Annotated in this window: 19 protein-coding genes; 8 read left to right on the top strand and 11 right to left on the bottom strand. The window is 25.8% G+C overall.

Annotation, left to right across the window (positions count from 1 at the left end; translation table 4 throughout):
• Positions 1–21 precede the first annotated feature (21 nt).
• The 7 genes from MCRO_RS02600 to MCRO_RS04140 form a co-directional block, all read right to left on the bottom strand.
• Complete coding sequence (locus MCRO_RS02600; RefSeq protein ID WP_013054431.1) at positions 22–1641, bottom strand: ATP-binding cassette domain-containing protein; 1620 nt, start codon at positions 1639–1641, stop codon at positions 22–24.
• Complete coding sequence (locus MCRO_RS02595; protein WP_013054233.1) at positions 1628–3292, bottom strand: ATP-binding cassette domain-containing protein; 1665 nt, start codon at positions 3290–3292, stop codon at positions 1628–1630. Before MCRO_RS02595 ends, MCRO_RS02600 begins: the two co-directional genes overlap by 14 nt.
• Positions 3282–3410: a hypothetical protein gene (locus MCRO_RS04235; RefSeq protein WP_274376986.1), complete on the bottom strand. Its 129-nt coding sequence runs from the start codon at positions 3408–3410 to the stop codon at positions 3282–3284. The genes MCRO_RS02595 and MCRO_RS04235 overlap by 11 nt, the downstream gene beginning before the upstream one ends.
• A 365-nt stretch (positions 3411–3775) precedes the next feature.
• Positions 3776–4072: a hypothetical protein gene (locus MCRO_RS02590; RefSeq protein ID WP_041594068.1), complete on the bottom strand. Its 297-nt coding sequence runs from the start codon at positions 4070–4072 to the stop codon at positions 3776–3778.
• 98 nt (positions 4073–4170) lie between these two features.
• Positions 4171–4374, bottom strand: a complete 204-nt coding sequence (locus tag MCRO_RS02585) for a hypothetical protein (RefSeq protein WP_013054777.1) — start codon at positions 4372–4374, stop codon at positions 4171–4173.
• Positions 4375–4510: 136 nt separating this feature from the next.
• Entirely contained in the window at positions 4511–5002 is a 492-nt protein-coding gene (locus tag MCRO_RS02580) for a class III lanthionine synthetase LanKC N-terminal domain-containing protein (protein ID WP_041594067.1), read from the bottom strand.
• Positions 5003–5010: 8 nt separating this feature from the next.
• Positions 5011–5157 (bottom strand): hypothetical protein, encoded by a 147-nt coding sequence (locus MCRO_RS04140; RefSeq protein ID WP_013054487.1) that lies wholly within the window; start codon positions 5155–5157, stop codon positions 5011–5013.
• 215 nt (positions 5158–5372) lie between these two features.
• Here MCRO_RS04140 and MCRO_RS02575 point away from each other — a divergent pair, with 215 nt between their 5' ends.
• On the top strand, positions 5373–6212 hold the full coding sequence (locus tag MCRO_RS02575) for a Cof-type HAD-IIB family hydrolase (protein WP_013054513.1): 840 nt from the start codon (positions 5373–5375) through the stop codon (positions 6210–6212).
• A 41-nt stretch (positions 6213–6253) separates the two neighbouring features.
• On the opposite strand, the gene MCRO_RS02570 is transcribed toward MCRO_RS02575, so the two are convergent.
• Positions 6254–8341 carry a putative immunoglobulin-blocking virulence protein gene (locus tag MCRO_RS02570; RefSeq protein WP_013054354.1) on the bottom strand — a complete coding sequence of 696 codons (2088 nt, stop codon included), beginning with the start codon at positions 8339–8341 and terminating at the stop codon, positions 6254–6256.
• Positions 8342–8444: 103 nt separating this feature from the next.
• Between MCRO_RS02570 and lepA the strand changes: the two genes are divergently transcribed.
• From lepA to MCRO_RS02545, 5 genes are all read left to right on the top strand, one after another.
• Entirely contained in the window at positions 8445–10244 is a 1800-nt protein-coding gene (gene lepA / locus MCRO_RS02565; protein WP_041594066.1) for a translation elongation factor 4, read from the top strand.
• 133 nt (positions 10245–10377) lie between these two features.
• On the top strand, positions 10378–11505 hold the full coding sequence (locus tag MCRO_RS02560) for a substrate-binding domain-containing protein (protein WP_013054316.1): 1128 nt from the start codon (positions 10378–10380) through the stop codon (positions 11503–11505).
• Complete coding sequence (locus tag MCRO_RS02555; RefSeq protein WP_013054392.1) at positions 11505–13364, top strand: phosphate ABC transporter permease; 1860 nt, start codon at positions 11505–11507, stop codon at positions 13362–13364. The genes MCRO_RS02560 and MCRO_RS02555 overlap by 1 nt, the downstream gene beginning before the upstream one ends.
• Positions 13357–14232 carry a phosphate ABC transporter ATP-binding protein PstB gene (gene pstB / locus MCRO_RS02550; protein ID WP_013054228.1) on the top strand — a complete coding sequence of 292 codons (876 nt, stop codon included), beginning with the start codon at positions 13357–13359 and terminating at the stop codon, positions 14230–14232. The genes MCRO_RS02555 and pstB overlap by 8 nt, the downstream gene beginning before the upstream one ends.
• A 1-nt stretch (position 14233) precedes the next feature.
• Positions 14234–14920, top strand: coding sequence for a PhoU domain-containing protein (locus MCRO_RS02545; RefSeq protein ID WP_013054126.1), 687 nt, complete (start codon positions 14234–14236; stop codon positions 14918–14920).
• Between the two features lie 21 nt (positions 14921–14941).
• Here the strand turns inward: MCRO_RS02545 and MCRO_RS02540 are convergent, their stop codons facing one another.
• Complete coding sequence (locus MCRO_RS02540; protein ID WP_041594065.1) at positions 14942–15331, bottom strand: hypothetical protein; 390 nt, start codon at positions 15329–15331, stop codon at positions 14942–14944.
• A gap of 102 nt (positions 15332–15433) precedes the next feature.
• Between MCRO_RS02540 and obgE the strand changes: the two genes are divergently transcribed.
• Positions 15434–16696 (top strand): GTPase ObgE, encoded by a 1263-nt coding sequence (gene obgE, locus MCRO_RS02535; RefSeq protein ID WP_013054644.1) that lies wholly within the window; start codon positions 15434–15436, stop codon positions 16694–16696.
• Between the two features lie 40 nt (positions 16697–16736).
• On the opposite strand, the gene MCRO_RS02530 is transcribed toward obgE, so the two are convergent.
• Positions 16737–17198: a gamma-glutamylcyclotransferase family protein gene (locus MCRO_RS02530; RefSeq protein WP_013054734.1), complete on the bottom strand. Its 462-nt coding sequence runs from the start codon at positions 17196–17198 to the stop codon at positions 16737–16739.
• Positions 17161–17763 (bottom strand): FMN-dependent NADH-azoreductase, encoded by a 603-nt coding sequence (locus MCRO_RS02525; protein ID WP_013054543.1) that lies wholly within the window; start codon positions 17761–17763, stop codon positions 17161–17163. Before MCRO_RS02525 ends, MCRO_RS02530 begins: the two co-directional genes overlap by 38 nt.
• A gap of 272 nt (positions 17764–18035) precedes the next feature.
• Between MCRO_RS02525 and MCRO_RS02520 the strand changes: the two genes are divergently transcribed.
• Entirely contained in the window at positions 18036–21176 is a 3141-nt protein-coding gene (locus tag MCRO_RS02520) for a coiled-coil domain-containing protein (protein WP_013054586.1), read from the top strand.
• The last annotated feature ends 70 nt before the right edge of the window (positions 21177–21246 follow it).

Raw genomic sequence — 21246 nt, 5'->3', positions numbered from 1 at the left:
GCTTGTCCATATTTTTTAATATTATTCAAGTATTCATTTATTTTCGGAAACGTCAAAAGAATAAATTTTGTTAAATAATTTGTCATTTAGTGATATGTGAGATATGAAGATTATTGTTTTATTTGTTTGTAAAAAATATTTATTTAACAACTCTTTTGATTTGGCATCAAGGTTTGAAATGGCCTCATCAAAAACATAAAAGTTTTTGTCTTGTGCCAATGTTCTAGCTATAACAATTTTTTGTTTTTGACCTTCTGATAGATTAAGAGTGCTAATATCATAAGTTTCATCTTTTATATAGTTTATTTCTAATTTTTCAACAAGATCGTTGTAAGTAGTTTCATCTGGATTTCTACCTAAAAATATATTATCTCTTAAGCTTCCAGAAACTATAAAATTATTGTTATTAGCATATGCAATTTGGCTAGATAAATTAATATTTTTTTGAATAGTTTTATTGTTGTATTTTATTGATCCGGATGTAGTTTCGATTTCGTTAAATAAAAGTGTAATTAACGTGCTTTTACCGCACCCGCTTTTTCCTTTGATTAATAACTTATCACCCTTTTCTATAGTAAGATTAATATCATTCAATATGTTTTTATTATCGATATTTAAATATACTTTTTCAAATGAAATAACTTCTAAATTACTCTTATAAATAACATCCTTATTATTTTCAAAAGTTAAGTAAAAATCATCAATCTTTTTTCTAAATAAATTCAAACTGTTTTTAACTGATACTATTGATGTTATACTATCAAAATTATTATGGAAACTTGAGAAATTATTGATTGCAATTATTATTGCTGGAATTGTTATTAATCCGTATTGTTGAAGTGTAAAAGACACACCAAAGATAATCAATAAACTCGAGATATTTATAATTGTTATAGGAATATCTAGAGCATATTTTTTTATCTCAATATTTTTATAAACTCTATTTCTGTATCCAAAAATTTCTGCTATTGAACTTATAAAAGGTAGTCTAAAACCACTATTTAAATATAAATCAAAGTTATTTATTTTAAAATTTAAATCACTTAGATATTTTTCATTAACAATTGATTTTTCAATATCTAATTTATTAGCATATAACTTTGAAAAAATATTATAAATCATTATAAATAAGGATAATGCAAGATATGCTAAAAGAATTACTCAATTTATATAAGCCATTAAAGCAATAACACAAACTAGTGCTATTATGCTAGGTATAACATTTAAGACAAATGTTAAATAATTATTTATGTATTGACTATAATCATTTGAAATTGAGTTTAAAACTGAGTTATTATCGATTGTTTTTAATGTAGCTATATTAGAACTGTAGTATTTATCATAAGACAGCATTTGGAATTTGTATGTAAATTTAACTATAAATATTCTTATTATGAAATTAAGTAAAACAACTGACAGGGCATCTATTATTAAAAAAGATACATAAATTAAAATTCACATTATAAGTTCAAAATCTGATGATAAACCAATAATGGTTGTTTTATTGATTAGTGTATTTAATATAAAGAAAGTTATGAATGAGCTTAACGATCTTATCGTTGTAATTAAACATGCTAATAAGAACGATAAAAAAAGAACAAATTTAGTTTTCAAATCATAAAGTGATTTAAATTGCTTCATTTGCTACCTCCTTATTTTTTAAATTATCTAACAAGTGTATTTTTTTAACATCAACAACTTTGTCTAAAAGACTGTTTGGATTTAAACCGTGTGATATGATGATTATTGTCCTATCTGTATTTAGAACATAATCTAAAACTATTTGTCTATTTAATTTGTCAATATTTGACAATGATTCATCAAGTATAATTACCTCTTTATTGCTTAGAAGAGCTCTTATTATTTGAATTCTTTGCTTTTCCCCCTCTGATAATAAATTGATATATTCTTCATATTTGCTACTTAAATTAAGATGAGAAAGATTGAATAAATCAACAAGTTCATAAGCTTTTTTTATGCTACTACTTTTCTTTTCAGAAGCAAAAATTAAGTTTTCTAAAATGGTTTCTTTTTCAAAATAATGAACGTTAGAAACTAAATAAGAATTGTTGATTAATGAATAATAATCATTATTTACAATTGATTCATTATCTATTTTAATGATTATATTATCAATTTTTAGGTTTCCACTTAAAAATTTAGCCAATGTTGATTTACCACTTCCATTATCACCAGTAACAAGAACCTTATTTCCTTTGTTTATAGTAATATATGGCTTCTCATCCAATGATTCGTTAACAATTTTTATTTCCTTATTAAACATTAAATTATTATCATAATTTATATTTTTGTATTTCAATTTCGTATTAATTTCATCAAAAGAACTTTTAGACATTATGATTGAACCAAGCATTTCTAAAAAACCTATAACATTTTGAAATATCATAAACATCAATGAGATTAAAGACATAATAACAGCTATTTGTGCATATGAAAAGTATACAACCAGCATAAAGGTTAACCCAACAGAAATTGATAAACCAACATTTGCTGTTCCAACTGCAAAAAATATTACAAGTGAAATAAGTTTCGATTCTTTTTTGTTGATTTTTTGAATTTCTTCTTGCTCTTTTTTGAAAATGTTTTTGTATGTTGTTTCAAAACCATTTCTTTTTAGAAGTAAGAAATTTTCTCTAGATTTCAATGTTGAATTATAAAATTTATTATTTCCATTATTGCTTAATTCACCTATTTTATTCATTAATGGTATTGCTAAAAACTGAAGTCCAATAGCAATTAAAGCGATTGGTATAACATAAGTTAACCCAATTGGTAGAATAATTCCAAGAGTTAATATTGCACCAATCAGTATTGCAATTGATTTAATGAAATCAATAATTTTTAAATGGTATTCAATGACTATGTTATTTATTATATTGCTATATACCGATATTTTAGTTTCGTTGCTTATTGAATTTCAAGATTCTAAATTATTTAAACTAAGTTTTTCTGCTAACTTAAATTGCAAATGATTCTTTAATGTTAGTTCAAGTTTTAAACTTAAAAATTTTGCTGATATTGAACAAACAACATTTGCAGCAAAAATTGCCGACAAAATGATTAAATATTTTATAATTTCATCATTATTTTTGTTAATAATATTTTCAATTAATGGATTTAAAAAGTATGTTTCAACAAGAATTAATACAACTACAAATAACTTTAAAAATATTGTTAAGAATCCCAAAATAGGATTATGAAAAATATTTTTTAAAGTGTTTTTAAAAGAAGTATCGTAAATAACTCTATGTATTTCATCATTATTTTTCATATTTACCTTTCTTATTTTTTAATTTATTCAATGTAAAAATTATGCCTACAAAACCTTCAAAAAAACCATTATCAACTTCATAATTATCTTGTGTATATCACTTTTTATTATTATACATATAATAAATTGGTATGGACATTAAAAAGACTATGGAAATATCCAAAATTATTATCTATTAATTCTTTGTACTTTAAAAGAGTATATATAACACCACTAACTCCATAATTAAAACTTGTTTTAATAGATCAAAAAGGAAATTGGTGTAATGAATTTGCAAGTTTCTTCATTACATTATTTACATATTGTGTTTTAAGATTATTTTTTTTACTATTTTATCAACTTTTTTATTGAAAAAGAATTTATTTTTTTGAATTCTTTCAAAGTCATAATTTTTCAATTTAATAAGTTTTAAATCGATGTTCTCAATTGTTAAATCCTTAAATAATTTGATAATTGCAATTGGTATTTTATGGTAATACGAAATTATTGAATATATTCTATAAATTTGTCATGATCATAATTTAAATAAAACGGCTCACTTCTTATTCCACATAAGTTTAATATCAATTCTGCAAGTTTAGATTTATCTTCTCATTTTTTATCCATAAGAACTGAGCAACCAAAGATATTTATATATACTTTTTGAATTGAAAGTCTTCTTTTATCGGATGTTAAATAACAATGTTCTCTATCTATGCAAAAAATCTTGTTTTTAGAAAGTACAAAATTATCTAATTTCACGTCATTCATTATAATATCTTTGTCATGATACTCAATCATTGTTTTAACAAGTTGTTTAATAATTAATTTAATCTTCTTTATATCTAATTTAGTATAAATACCTATTCGATTACCTAACTCATATAGATTTTCACCATCTATAAATTCGTAAACAAAGAATTTTGAATTATTAATTTCAAAAGTTTTTGGCTTTTATTTGAGAATTTTATTTCATTTTCTTTAAAATATTTTTCATTTAAATGTTTGATTTCTTTAGAGTTATTGTATCTAAATTCTTTAAGTATATAAAGTTCATTATTATTAATATTTTTAGCTTTATATACGCCACCAAAATTAGTCATTTGTAAACAATTTAATATATGAAAATCATTTACAATAATTTCTTTTTTACATTATTTTTGGTATTTAATAGAGGATCTTTTAAACCACTTTTAGGATCTAAATATATTTTTCTTTCATCACTTATTTTTTGACCATTTATATTCAAATAATATTTTTTTCTTTTATATAACTTCCATATCTATAGTTGATTATGGAATTTTTATAGTTCTTATCACCTATTATTTTGAAACTATCAAAACTTTTTAAACCGATATAAAGTTCCTCAATAATATTCTTGAATAACGGTTCATTTTTATTAATATAAATTGTTAAAAATTTACCAGAAAAAGATATATCAGCATTCTTGTTTCTATAATCATTTAATACATTTTTATCGTTAATAAATTTATATGATAATTGATATTTTCTTAATGTAGGAATTGTTATTTGTAATATTTGATCACATGTAAAAGTATTTGCATAGACATGAATCTTTCAACCTTGAGAATTAAATTGAACATCTAAATTGTCGATACTTGTTAAGTCAACATCTTCTGATATATCAATTAAAAATTTAGATAATTTTTTCAATGATTCTGACAAAATATCATTTGAATATTTACCATTTGTTGTTATATTTGTTTTCATATTTGCTTCTATTTGCTACATTTTTCAGTTGTTATTTTACATATTATTGTTATTCATTTTGCTTCATATTCTTCGCTTTCAGTTTGTTCTAAACCCAAATTATATAATTGATTTAATAATGTTTCGTTTTGTTCATAAGTTAATTCGTTAGACATATATTATCTCCTTTCAACGATGAAAAATTAAAAAAACAATAGATCAATTGAACCATTGTTTTTAAAATTCTATTTACAAAATAAATTAACTAAAAACAACAATCATTTTTTTTAATGAAAGAATAATAATGTTTTTGTTCTTAGTTAATTTCATCATGTTATTTGTATAACATCAATTTTTAAAAATGAGATGTTTTTTTTGATAAAATAATGAAATGAAAAAATGAGCAATATTTAGTGATGTTGACGGAACGATTTATGGATTCCCGGACAAAAAATTACTTCCAGAAGTAAAAAGTAAAATTTCAGAACTTAAGGTAAAAAACATTCCTTTTGTAATTAATACAGGTAATGCACCTTTTAAAAAAATTCAAAAACTAGCTGATGAATTACATAGTAGATATATAGTCTGTGCCTCAGGAGCGGTTATTTATGATAATTTAACCAAAGAGTATTTACATATTGAATATATTGATAAAAAAATAGCACAAAGAGTTTTTGATGTTGCAAACAAGCATTCTTTTGCACTTTATTATTTTGGAATTAATCAGTATTATATGCATAATCACTCTAAAGAGATGTATGACTTCTTAAGTAATTTTTGTGAATATAATGAATGAATTTTAGACGGTAAAATTAATGAAGATATCCATAAAATAGAGTTTTATGGAACTTTTGATGAGGTAAAAAAAGCTTATGAAGAGTTACTTAAAGAAGGTCTAGATAAAGTCTTAAATATTATGTATATGGGTTCTCATATCGAGATTGTTAAACATGGTGTAGATAAAGGTACAGGTATGAAATGACTTTGTGATAATATCTTTGATATTAAACTTGAAGATGTTATGTCGATAGGTGATAGTGCAAATGATATAGGAATGTTTGATTTATCGGGTTATTCATATGCTATGGATAATTCAGATAAAAATACAAAATCTAAAGCAAAATATCACGCACCCGATGTACATCAAGCAGGAATTGCATATGCGATTGATGATTATTTATATAGAAGCGATTACGAACTTAAAAAAGAAATTAGCCAAAAGAAAAAGTAATTAAAAAGATTTAGAATAAGTTTCTAAATCTTTTTTGATTATTAGTTGAATATTAAATCATCATCTGGGTTTGCATAATCAACTGGGTAACCAGCAGTTTTTAATTGGTTGTAAAGTGTGGTGTTTCCTTTATCAACAATAATTTTTCCACCTGGTTTGTTAAATATTTTTTTACCAATTTCTCTATAGAAGGTTTCAAGATTTTGCATTCCTGTTGAACTTAATCCTTTGGTTCCAGTTAGGTGTAATTTAGTTACAACTGCTCCATTAAATTTTAATCTTTTTTCGTTTGGATCTTCTGGTTCGTCAAGGTGCATTACTGTAAAGAATTTTGAAACTTCCATTTCTTCAATAGGCATTTTAAATGCAGGCGTATCACTATATAACACTAGTCTTCTTAGTTTTCTACCAAGAAAATCAAGACCTTTTAAACTCTTTAAAGATGATATTCTTGATAAATCAAGACCTGATGGGTAACTGTTTCCTGCCTCATGATTATCCGGGTTTAGACCAGGACCAAATCCACCTTGGAAAATAGGTTCATTATTACGTACTAAGTATGCCATTCTTAATCCTTTGTTCATGTCATGGAATGGATCGGCATCACCAGGTTTATAGTTTTCAGGGTCAAACCCTAAAGTGTTAAATGTAATTCTTGTTGCTGGTTTTACACTTGGACCATAGTCAAAAGAAACGTTGTAATCAACAGTTTGAATATAAGCTGCTTTATCAATTGCTCAAGGATTTAATACCCACTCATCAACAAGTGAATTTCCTTTTGTATAGAAAGCAAGTTCGTCAATTTCTTTACCTCTTAGAGCAATTAATGAACTTGTATTATTTGATTCAAATCAAAGTTCAAGTTGAGGAATTTTATTAGGTAATTTACTCAAAATTTCTTTAAATTTTTGACTTGAACCAGTTTTTTCAGAACCCATATTTCTAATTACAAATGAGTGAATTGTTTTACCTGCTTTTTGGTATTTTTCTAAGAAACTTAAGAACTTACCATATCCTTTAACATTTTCTGCATCAAGTATAACTTTAATTGCATTATTTCCCTTTTGATAAGAAGGATCAGGATCTGGATTTGTATATTTATAAACTTGAATTCCATCGTCATCTTCTAAGCCAAATACTTTTCAATCGGCTTTAACATCTTCTTTATTTCAACCTGTGAAATTACCTTCTTCAATATCTTTAGGACTTCTTACATATCAAGAATTGTATCCAAATAATCTTCTATTTTTATTATCTCTGGTCATTCTTCCGGTAACACCATTATATCCATCATTTAATGGGCTATATGAAAAACTGTCAAGCTTACCATTTTCATCAATTTTAGCGTTAGTATAATCTATAACCATACCTTTAGCTAACATCGCTAGTGCATTATCTGAAAGTTCAATTTTGTCTCAATCTATATCACTTAATGGTTTTCCACTGTAATTTCTTCAACTATCAAGTCCTCTTTCAACAAGCATATATTTTAAGTGATCTCTAACAGGTTTAGAAACGGCTTTTTTGATTTCGTCAGTTACTTCGATTTCAACAATTTCTGGTGCATCATTATTTATATAAGGAACTCTATTTATAATATCATTATCTTCTTCACCGAATTTATGTCTTGGATCCGCTAATTTATGTTTAACTTTAACAGGTACGTTCATACTTTCCCCGCCTGGTAAATTAATTTTTACAACAGTATCAACAGAAACAATCGAAGAACCTTCACCTTGTGAATTTGTTTTATCTACACCAGGGGTTAATGGTGATTCTGGTTTTTCAGGTACTACAGGAACTTCGGGAGTTATTGGAGTTGTAACGATTGGTTCCTCTACCGGTGGAGCCGGTTTAATTTCTTCTTTTGGTGGAACAACGGGAATAACTGGGTCTGTAGGTTTTATTATTTCAAGGTTATTGTCAGCATTAGACGCTTTAGAATTATCAATCCCTAAAGCATTATTAATAATGCTACTATTTGGAGATCTAAAAGAAACATCGATATTAACTGTATCGTTATTTAATTTTGTAAAATAAATTGGTAATGAAATTACTTGAGGAACAGTTATAGTAATAGCTGCCAGTCCTGAAAGTAACATAATTTTTTTTCTTTTTGCTCTTGTCATGATAAACTCCTTATTGATTTTTTCTTTATTATATATTTATTTAAAAAAATGTTTAAAATATTTTTAATGTAAATTTTAAACAATTTGTATAATTTAAATACTTATGAATAAATCAAAAATTAAGAATTTCTCAATCATAGCACATATTGATCATGGTAAAAGTACATTAGCTGATAGAATACTTGAATTTACAGGAACTGTTGCTAAAAGAGATTTAAAAGAACAATTTCTAGATACTATGGATTTAGAAAAAGAACGTGGAATAACAATTAAATTAAATGCTGTCCAACTTAAATATAAGGACTATATTTTTCATTTAATTGATACACCTGGTCATGTCGATTTTACTTATGAAGTATCACGTTCTTTAGCGGCAAGTGAAGGAGCTTTATTATTGGTTGATGCAACACAAGGGATAGAAGCTCAAACTTTAGCCAATGTTTATTTAGCTCTTGAAAATGATTTAGAAATTATTCCTATAATTAATAAAATTGATTTGCCTAGTGCAGACGTTGAATTGGTAAAACAAGAAATAGAAAATGTTATTGGAATATCTACTGAAAATGCTGTATTAGTCTCTGCTAAAACAGGATTTGGAATTGAAAATGTTCTAGAAGCTATTGTAAAATATGTTCCAAGTCCTCGAAATGCTGACGATTCTAAGCCGCTTAAAGCTTTAATTTTTGATAGTTATTTTGATCCATATCGTGGTGTAGTTATGCTTGTGAGAATCTTTGAAGGTGTTTTAAAACCTGGAGATAGATTTAAATTTATGTCAAATAATGAAGAATATCATGTTATTGATTTAGGGGTTAGAAATCCTCAAGAAACTAAAAAGGAGCAGCTAAGTGCAGGTGAAGTAGGATGAGTTTCAGCAGCCATTCGGGATGCAAAATTAGTTAGTGTAGGAGATACAATTACACTTGTTGATAATCCAACCGATCAATCACTTCCCGGTTACAAAAAAATGAAACCTGTTGTTTATACAGGGTTTTATCCAGTTGATACAAGAGACTATATGGAACTTAAAGAAAGTCTTGAAAAAATTTCTCTTAGTGATTCATCAATTACTTGGGAACAAGAAACTTCGAAGGCTTTAGGATTTGGTTTTAGAGTTGGATTCTTAGGAATGCTGCACATGGAAATTTTACAAGAAAGACTTGATCGTGAATATAATGTTGCAATTATCGCAACAAGTCCTAGTGTTGAATATAAAGTTTATAAGACTAACGGCGAAATTGAACTAGTTTCAAATCCTACTTTGCTTCCTGATAAAACCTATATTGATTATATTGAAGAACCTTACATTGAAGCAAGCATCTTTGTTCCTAATGAATATATAGGGAATGTTATGGAATTATGTCAATCAAAAAGAGGGATTTATATTAATCTCGAATTTGTAGATTCTAAGAGAAGTAGAATAATTTATGAAATGCCTCTAGCAGAAACAATATTTGATTTTTTCGATAGATTAAAATCAACAACTAAAGGTTATGCTTCTTTTGAATACAACTTAATTGGCTATAAGCAAAGTGATTTGGTAAAAGTTGACATATTGCTTAACTCAGATAAAATTGATGCTTTTAGTATAATAACTCACAAAGATAGAGCTTATCCAGCTGCTAGAGAATTATGCGAAAAACTTAAAGAAGCTATACCGCGTCAAAACTTTGAAGTTCCAGTTCAAGCAACAATTGGTGGAAAAATAATTGCACGTGAAACAATAAAAGCATATAGAAAAGATGTTACAGCTAAATTATATGGTGGGGATCCAACACGTCGTCAAAAGCTTCTTAAAAAACAAAAAGAAGGAAAGAAAAGAATGAAATCATTAGGAAGTATTGAAGTTCCTCAAGAAGCCTTTTTATCAATTCTTAAAACAAATATAGATCCTAAAAAATAGGATTTTTATTTGTTTTATTTTAACTATTTTGACATAAAAAACTTAATTTTTAAAGATAAAAATGACAACTTTTTATTAAAAACAAAAATAAGATTTTATTATTTTATTATTTTTCTTATGTTAAAATAATTCCATGAAAACAAGAAAGACAAAAATGAATCTTAAATTCATATTGCCAACATTGTTAAGTGTTGCCACCTTTTCTGGTGTGGTGGCGTTATTTTCAAGCACATGAGTTAATATAAAGGTTGCTTCTGCCGCTGGTTCTAGTGGTGTGCAACCTTTTTTTAGTTTATTATCTTCATATTATAGTAAGAAAAATAATATTGAAGTTGGCGTAGTTTCTGGTGGTTCGGGTCATGGTATAAGTGCTGTTGCCAACGGAAAGATTAACATCGGAATGTCTTCGAAATCTCCTAATCATACAGTTGAAAGTGATGACGATTTACATAAAAAATGAGTTAATAAAAAATTGAAAACCATAACAATAGGTAAAGAAGGAATAGCAATAGTTGCTAAAGTTCCTAATGATGTTGATTTTTCAATTAATAAAAATAACATTTCAAACTTATATAAGGCTTTTGCTGGTTATCATGATATACACCTTGATTTGTTTAATGATAAAGGCAAATATTCTGATATAAAATTGCTTCCATTCGCTAGAGAAGGAGCTTCATCAACATCAGGAACTGCAGAAGCTTTTTATCTTTCAAGTGGTATAAAAAATATTGAAATAGATCAAGAAACAAATGATGTTTTATTAGGTACTAAGAACTATGGGAATAATACTAAATCTACTTCAGAAACAAATTCCGAAGCTTACGGAATTTTCAGTAAAGATGGTCAAAAAGAAGGTTCGATTATTTACTTGTCTTTAGGTTTTGTATTAGCAAATAAGCAAAGAATTATAGATGATGGTTTTACGATTTTTTATCTTGAAAAAGACAACATAAAATATGAAGCTAATTATGAAAATATTAAAAATAATTCCTATTCATGAACAAGACCATTTGATTTAATAACAAGTGTTGAAAGCCCTAAATACATTAAAAATATGATTGAATGAATTTTATTTAACGATGATGAAGAAATAAATAAAATTTACTCAGAATTTGGAATAGTTAAATTAGATCTAAAATCATATTTGAGTATGTATAAGTTAAATAAAGACAAAGATTATTCAACATTTATAAAGTTAAAAGAAAATATAAATGATTTTTGAATAAGTGATTTTGAGTTAAATAGTTATGGAGTTGAGTAATGAAAAAAGTATTTTCAAATAAAGTTTTAAATATTACAAGTTCATTTTTTGCTTGATTTGTCATTGCTTCATTTTTAGCAATTTTAATTACAATAATAAGTTATTCTATTCCTGGAATAATTCATTATAAATGAAGTATTTTAGGTAGCGAATTTAATTTAAATAATAATAAAGCAGGGATATGATTGCCTTTATTTATAACGCTTGTTGTGGTTTCTACTTCAATGCTTATAGCTGTCCCAACGGGTATAAAGTGCAGCATATTTTTGGCCTATAGAATTAAAGAAAAATATGCAAAAGTTTTTAGAGTAATTATTGATTTATTAGCAGGATTTCCTTCTGTTATTTTTGGAATATTTGCTCTTGAATCGCTAGGTCCAGTTCTTAGTTATGTACTTAATTTAAAAACAACATTAAATATCCTAAATGGTTCAATAATGCTATCGTTTATGATTTTACCAACCATTGTTTCTTATACATATAATGCTCTAAAAAGCGCAAATATAAAAATTTATGAAAACTCCTTAGCTTTGGGTGTTACCAAAACTAAAACAATTTATAAAATTGTAAAAAAAGAAGTTGGCCCCGCTATTTATTTAGGAATTCTATTAGCTATTGGAAGAGCCATTGGTGAAACTATGGCACTAAATTTTATATTAACTAGTCAAAACTATGGAAAAATTTCGGCCGGTGGTTTTAAATCTTTTTGAGAAAGTGGGTTAAAAACGATAGGTGCCATTATTTCATATAACTTTTTTGCTGAAAATGGAGGAGAATCTTTAAGAGGAATTCTATATTTTCTAGGTTTGATTTTATTTATTATAACAATTTTAATTAATAGTTTTGCATATTATATGATTAAACCAAGTTCACAACATAAATTTAATTGACTTAAAAACACACATATATGATTAATTAATTTTATAATGTGAATTCCTAGAAAAACATTTTTAATTCGCTATTCAAACAGTTGTCAAATTCCTACAAGCAAAAAGAAAAGTTTTATATATGATAACTACAAAATTTCTCTTGAATGATTATCTATAATAATAACGATTGGTTTTATTTCTTGAATGATGTTTTATATTATTTTGAATGGATTTAAAGCAACGTTATTGCCGAGTTCATCTCTATTTAGTTTTGAATCTAATTCCACAGGAAGAGCATTAATAAATACTTTAGTTATAATTTTCTTGAGCGTATCAATTTCATTTCCGGTTGCTTTATTTAGTGCTATTTATATTTCAGAGTATTTAATCAATAAAAAAATTAAAAACTTTTTACTATTTTTAATAGATGCTTTAGGTTCAACACCGAGCATAGTTTTTGGAATTTTTGGTTTAACTTTCTTTATTCAAACTCTTGGTTTAAGTGCTGGTGGTAAAATGTCCAATTCTCTTATAGCGGGTGCTTTAACAATTTCCCTAGTTATATTAACAAACTTTATACGAGGAATTTATCAAGCATTTAATTTTGTTCCTAGTCACTATCGAGATAATGCTATTGCACTTGGAATACAAAAACATACCTTTATTTTTAAAATATTAATTCCTCAGTCATTTATTTATATATTTAATATTTTAATACTTGGAATAGGAAGAGTTATTGCGGAAACTGCACCTCTTTATTTGACTGCTGGATTAACATCATCAAATCAGTTTGGGATAAATTTATGAGGGCAAACTTTAACAACAAGAATTTTAGCTCAAATAAATTCTAATACCATAGATTCACATAATATAATGCTTGAAAGTGCATTCATATCTCTATTATTAATATTACTTCTTGTAATAATTACTAATTTATTACTACCTTATTTTATTAAAGTATTGAAGAAAAAAAGGAGCAAAAATGCCTAAAAATATTTTTAAAAACAAGCCAACTTTATTGGATAAAATTAAAAGCAAAATTAACTTTAAAAACAACAAAAACAATTGTGGTGCAGATGAATATAAAAATCATAATGGCGATTATGTTTTTGAAATTATTGACTTTAAAGTAGCTTATAAAAACAAAAAAGAATTGGCTTTAAAAAACATTAATCTTAACCTAAGAAAAGGCGTTGTAACTTCTTTTATAGGTCCTAGCGGATGTGGAAAAAGTACAATGCTTAAATCGTTAAATAAAATGCTTGATTTACAAGATGGAGTTAAGATTCAGGGCGATATTTATTATGAAGGGCAAAATATAAGATCTCAAAAAATTGATGATTTAAAACTTAGGAGTAATGTTGGTATGATCTTTCAAATTCCTACACCATTTCCTTTATCGATACGTGAGAATATCTCCTTTCCGCTTAAGGCACAAGGATTTAAAGATGAAAATATTATTAACCAAAAAGTTGAAGCAACTTTAAAAGATGTTGGATTATGAGATGAAGTTAAGGACAATTTAAATAAATTAGGTACAGAATTAAGTGGTGGTCAACAACAAAGATTATGTATAGCTAGAGCTATTGCACTTAACCCTGATGTTATATTAATGGATGAACCAACTTCAGCGCTTGATCCTATTGCAACTACAAAAATTGAGAATTTAATTTTAAAACTTAAAAATAATTACACAATAATTATAGTTACTCATTCAATGACACAAGCACAAAGAGTAAGTGATGAAACCGTTTTCTTTTATAATGGAGAAATTATAGAAGCAAATAAAACAAAGAAGATTTTTACAAACCCAGAACACATAAAAACAAAAGAATATATCAATGGAAAGATAGGATAATATGAACTACGATTTACTAAAAGAAGAAGAAAAAATTCTAAAAAGTGATTTTATGAAATATTTTGAACATTCAATTTCTATGCATAAACTTATTAAAGAAATGTATAAAAGTGACTTTTCAAATGAAAAAAAATGCGAAGAATTTGTTGAAGAAGTTAATTCACTTGAAACAAAATCAAACCATATTCATGCAATTTTATTAGAAGATGCTGTTTGATTTATTTCAAAAGAAACACCTAAAGCTAATCACTTGCGTTTTGTTATAGGTATTATTAATTCAATTTTTGACCTTGAAAGAATTTGTGATCATGCACAAAGGATAGCTCTTTTCAAAGCCAGAAATAAAACTGTTTCGATTTTTATGAAAGAAACAGTTGTTGAACTAGAAAATAATATTGAAAATTTTTCAAATAAGATTTATGAAGCTTTATTGAATTTTAAGGTAATGAATGTTTATAATCAATGCATTAAAGATTCAGAAGATTTCTTTTTAAATTATAAAAATAAGTTATATAGTATTTACAACGAAATTGATTCAATGGATAAATCGAAAAATGGAACATTAATTGATTTTGTCACTGTTCTTAAAAATTTAGATAGAACCGTTGATCATTTTAGAAATATCCTAGAGAACTTTGTTTTTATAAATAACCCTGATTTCTTTGTTAGAAACAAAAAAATAGATTAAAAAATCACCATAATAGTGATTTTATTTTTTTGAGCTAACTTCCTCAGGGATAATAACTTTTTTCATTCTTCATTTAATTAAGAACAATAGAACTGTTGTTGTACTTATTACTACTGATAAAGCCAGAACCCCACCTGTTCATAATTTTGCTCCTAAAAATTTAAACAGTGATTGTTTTGTTTCTTCACTTGCAAGTAAGTCAAAAAGAAAAGCACTAAGTAAAATCAAGAAAGTGAATAATATATTAACAAGTAAACTCCAATTCATTTTCTTGATAGTTATTTTTTTAATTTTTTTATAAAACTTTCCCTTTCTTGATTTTGAAATATAGTAATAAACCAAGAAAATTGATTGCAAAAAAATTATGATATATGTTAGCAATAAAGCTATAGCAAAATGTTGTAAAAGCATACTATAATTATAAATAATAAATTAATAATATTATTTTGTAATTTACTTATTAAAAAATTACTTTAATTTATAATAAATATATTTATTAAATAAGGAGAGAATATGGCACGTTTTATAGATCAAATAAATATTTTAGTTCAAGCCGGAAAAGGCGGAGACGGAATGATTTCATTTCGTCGTGAGGCTCACGTTGATAAAGGTGGTCCTGACGGAGGAGATGGAGGTAATGGTGGGAACATCTACTTTGTTGGGGATTTAGGTAAAAACACACTTTTAAGTTTCTATAAAAACAAACATATTATCGCAGAAGATGGTGTTAAAGGTGGTTCTAAAAACTTGTATGGTGCAAATGCTTTTCATACATATATAAAAGTTCCGATTGGTACGTTAGTATATAAAAACAATAAATTAATTTGCGATGTTATAGAACCAGATGTTCCTTATTTAGTTGCTAAAGGTGGGAAAGGTGGTAGAGGTAATACAAAGTTTAAAACCTCTAAAAATACTGCTCCTAGAATTTGTGAAAATGGACTTCCTGGTGAAAAATATGAAGCAAAAATAGTTCTTAAAATCCTTAGTGATGTAGGTGTTGTTGGGAAACCAAGTGCTGGAAAAAGTACATTCTTAAATGCAATTTCTAATGCAAACGCTAAAGTAGCTGAATATGAATTTACAACTCTTGTTCCTCAATTAGGAATGGTTAAATACTTTGAAAATTCATTTAGTGTAGCTGATTTACCTGGTCTAATAAAGGGTGCAGCACTAGGTAAAGGACTAGGAATTCAATTCCTTAAACATATTGAAAGATGTAGAGTTATCGCACATATTATTGACTTTGGTTCTGAAACAAAAGATCCTATAAAAGACTATGAAGTGATTAATAATGAACTTAAAAGTTATGATCTAAAATTAGAAGAAAAAGAACAACTTGTTATAGCTAATAAATCTGATTTAGAATCATTCAAAAATAATGTAAAAAGATTCAAGAAGAAGTATCCAAACATTCAACTTGTTGAAATATCTGCTATCAATAGAAGTAATATGGATAATGTAAAAAAAGTTCTTTGAGAAATGGTTCAAAAAATTACCATTAAGCCTATAGAACAAGAAGAAAAGGAATTATTAATAACTTATGAACCTGACTTTAAAGTCTTTAGTCCATACAAAGGACACTTCGAAATAAGTGGTAAAAAAATTGAAGAACTTTATCATAAAATTCCAATAAATTCATATGACAATTTACTAAGATTTAACAACATTTTAAAGAAGATTGGTGTATGAGATGAATTGATAAAAATGGATATTAAACCAGGAAATACTGTATCAATATTTGAATATCAATTTGAATGAGAAAACGAAAATTAAAAGCAATAAGATTAAAAAATCATTATTGCTTTTTTTCTCTTTATTTAAGCATTCTATCTATTGTAAAGGTACTATATCCGTGTTCTTTATAGCCTTCATGAAGAATTTCTAAATATTCTTTTGAAGGATAATAATGTTTAAAATTATCTTTCATTATATACGTTAAAACATCACGACTAACATCATCAATTTTTAATTCAAATTCTTCTTTTTCATAAAGGTTAGGATAATCTTCGTATTCATCTAATTTTGGTAAATCTTTTTTATCAATTAAGTATATAACTGATCTTACATATCCATTTTCCGAATCTGCTATAGTTAAATATCCGTTATTTTGTTCTCTTCCTCTAAACTCTAATTTAAAACCTAAAAGGTTTAAAGTTTTTACAAATTGAGCACTAGGGCAAATACTTTTCATGTGTTTTGTGCTTAAGTTACTTCCGTAAGCTAAGTAATAAAACTTGTTAGAATTTTTTTGCACTTGATTCGATTTCTTTATCAAATTTACCTACTATTTCTTTTGGTGTCATATTAGAAAAAACTGGTGTTTTAACTCCGCTTAGAAGCAAGGTTTCAACGTTTTTTGCACCAAAGAATTTTCAAGTTCCTTCTAATCACAAAGTGTGACTTCCTCATAAATATCAATCAGCAGGTGCTCCTTGTGAACCTACTATTAAAACTTTTTTTATGTTATCTAATAAACCGATTGCATCGCCTTTTTTAGAATATTTGTATGAAAATGTTTTGTTAGCAACTGCAATAGCATCTATGAAATTTTTAACAATTACACTTGGTCCAAAATTTATCATCGGAACAGAGATAACCACTTTATCTACATTTTTTAACTTTTCTATTCAAAAGTCACTTTTTACTTCTTTATAATAAGTCGCAAAATTTTGATTTGTAAGAAAGACTGAACTTAATTCTGTTTCATTTAAGTTAATTTCTTCGATTTCTTCTGTTTTGTTTTGTAACTTATACTTTTCTAAAAATTCTTTTGTTGCAAGATGTGAAATTGATTTTTCTTGATCAAATAATTCACCGTATAAAATTAATGTTTTACTCATTATTACTCCTTTTTTTATTTATTAATCTATTATAAAACATTAAATTGATATGAATAAAAATTATTTCTGTTTATCTTGAATTTTGTATATCTTCAATTATTTAATTTATCAAAATTTTGATATTAATTTTAATAGAAATGATAATATAAGCATCTTTATAACTATTATTTTTATTTGTGCTTTTCTTATAATAAAAATTTTAATATTTTTAATATTAAATTAATTTTTGTATAATTAAATTAGCAATAAATTGCAAAATAAAAGAGGAAAACATGAAAAAAAATAAACTATTGCTAATATCTTTTCCTTTAGCAATTACACCGGCTTTAATTGTAAGCTCATGTAATACAACTGAAAAAAAAGAAGATATTAAATTAAAAATTGATAAAAGACTTGAAAGTATGACTTCTGCTGTAAGTAAGATAAAAAATATTGAAAAATTGAATGTTCTTTACAAATCTCTTAATACAGAAATAAATGATTTTAAAGAAAAATCTCAAAGTAAGAACAATCAAACTGGTGACTTTCTAAATCTTGTTATTGTTGCTCAAGAAACTCAAATAAATAAAATAGTTGAGGCTATTGTTGATTTATCAAAAAATAATAACAATTCAGATGAAGCTAAACAATTAGCTGATGCTAAAAAAACAATTGAAGAATTAAAAAATAATTTAGAAAAAGCGAATGAAAAAACAGAAAAACTTGCTAATGAACTTAAGATGGTCACTATTGAACTAAGTAAATTCAGTGCAAAAGAATCAGCTAAAATATTATTAGATTTTATTAATAAAGATGTTATAGATAAACTAAAAACTAACCATGTTGATATTTATAATACAGATAAAGAATCACTTGGTAAACTGCTGAATCAAGCAAATCAATATTATGATTTAATCAAAGACAAAGATGAAGATTATACAAATATGATTAATTTTGAAAACTCTATTCTCGGATTAATTAACTTAGTCGATGCTTATTCAAAATATTTTGTTGGTCAAAATGCTCTAACAAGTTCGAAAAGTGAAGACTTTATGAACGAAATGTTTAACTGAAGGCTTTCGCAATTTGATATGGCTTCAGAATTGGTTAAAAAATTACCAGATACAAATGCTAATAAGGCAAAGTATTTAACAGATATTTCGGCAAGTAAAACAAGATATACTGAACAAAAAAATGCAATCAAACATTTTGTTGATCAACTAATTACATTTGAAAAACTTGAAAAAGAAGAAATTTTTAAATATGTCTTAGCTCCTGGGTCAAGTAGATACTTTAGATTTGAGTATATACCAGGAATATCAAAATCACCTTATATGACTATATACAAGCACATTGTGGATGCAAAAAAGATAGAAGAATTTAAAGATATTAGTAAAGATATAGAAAATACATTTAATAATTTTTTAAAGAATAATCAACAAATAAAATCATTATATTACTACATGGATTACAAAAAATACTTTGAGAAAAGTTTTGGATTATTAAAAAATGTAGAGTATGTTACTGATGTTAAAACCACAAAAGAATTCAGATATGAATTAGAAAAAATTAAAGATAATTTAGTAATTTTAGAAAAAATAAATTTTGCTGATGATAACAACAAGTTATCAGACAAAATTAATGAATTCACTACTAAAACCAAGAAAAATAGTATTGAAGATTTTATCGAAACTAAGATTAAACCAAATAAAGATAAAAATTCAGCTTACATTAAATTCTTTAATGAATCTACTCAAACATATTCAGCTGTAAAATCTTTGGATGAAAGTAATTTTGTTTCAAAATTTCACAAATTCTTAAAACTTAAAGAGTTGCATGAAAGATTGATAACTACAAATAATTTATTTAAGTTTTATGAAGTTTTAATGAATGAAGATCCTAAAACCGGAACTGTAGCAGATTTAATTGGTTTAACAAAATCAGTTGCTGAAATAACAAATTTAGTAACAAAAAATAAAGCTCAAATTGCAAAAATCATTGATGCTGAAGAATTTGTTTTAAATGAAACAAATAAATTATTATTTACACCAGTGGATACAACGGCAGAAAAACTAGATGCTTTTTTCGCTAAAGTTAAGGCAGATATGAAAACCTTTGAACTAAATGTTAAAGCTGAAATAGTTAAAGATAAGAAGTTGGATCCTGTGTTAATAAGTAAAGAATCTTCAAATAAATTACTAACAGATTTCAATAATTTATTCAAGTCTAAAATTGATACACTTTGCGACCAAGGTATAACATCAACAGAATTAGATGCTAAAAAAGCAAAGTTTGATTTAGTCAAAAAAGAATTAGATGAATTTGTAAAAATTGTTGGTTCTAAAGATCAAGGGCAAAGGATACATGTTTTTGAAATACTAAATCAATCATTTAAAGAAAACCAAATTCAACTAGACTCTGAAGAAGCTAAAGAATCTATTGCATTAATCAAGAATATAAAAGAATTTATTAATCAATCTAAAAACGATTTTACTTCAAAAGATGTAGTAAAAACATATCTCGAAACTCAAAAAACTAAATTAGATAGTTTAGAACAAAAAATTACAGAAGGTGAATCGACATTCTTTTCTGTTGCGACATCAACTAATTTTGATGCAATTACACCACTAAAGAAAGTGTTAAATTCATATAAAGTTGAATTGTTAAAAGCATACGATAAGAGAAATGATGAGCTTAATGTACAAAAACCATTACTTGATGTGCTTGTTGCTTCAACAAGAAAACTTCTTCCTGAATTTGGAACGATTGAAGATATTGATAATTTATTCATAGCAAAAAATATGGGAATAAAAATTTATGATCTTAAAAAAGAAACAAAAACTCTTGAAGATAGTATTCCAAAATTAAAAGAAACTCTAACCATTGTCCCACTACAAGAAATCCTAATCTTAATACGCAATACATATCCAAATCTTGAAGCAATATTAAACAAAATGTTTGAAAAAGATTTTGAACAAGATATGATTTCAAGAGAAATATTGTTCTCTGACTTTATGAATAATCAAAAAACAAAAATTGAAAGTTTAAAATTATTAAACAAGATTGAAGATATAAAAATATTAGATCCTTCAAAAGGATATAATCAACAACAAGCGTTTGACAAAATTAACGAACTTGAGAAAAAATACTCAGAATTATTAAGATATCATTTTGAATTAGTAAATACTAACTCAGCTCAATCTTTATTAGATGATTCTAAAACAAAAATTGTTCAAGCACGTGTTGAATATTACAAATTCTTAAATAGCGATTTTATCGAAATAGATAAGAAAAGTGCAATTCGTTTTGATTTAGCTAATTTCTTAAACGAAGATTTTAGTGATAATATACCATATTTCTTCGCTGACTTACTAGGAAGAATTGATGGAAGAAATGATGTGTCAAACTTTGTTCTTAAAGAATACTTCGAATAACTAATTATTCTTTAAATCAGCTTAATGTAGCTGATTTTCTTTATTAGCTTAAATAAAATATTAATATATA

This window comes from Mycoplasma crocodyli MP145 (genome assembly GCF_000025845.1).
Classification (GTDB): domain Bacteria; phylum Bacillota_I; class Bacilli_A; order Mycoplasmatales; family Metamycoplasmataceae; genus Mycoplasmopsis; species Mycoplasmopsis crocodyli.
This window is presented reverse-complemented; position numbering and strand designations above follow the sequence as displayed.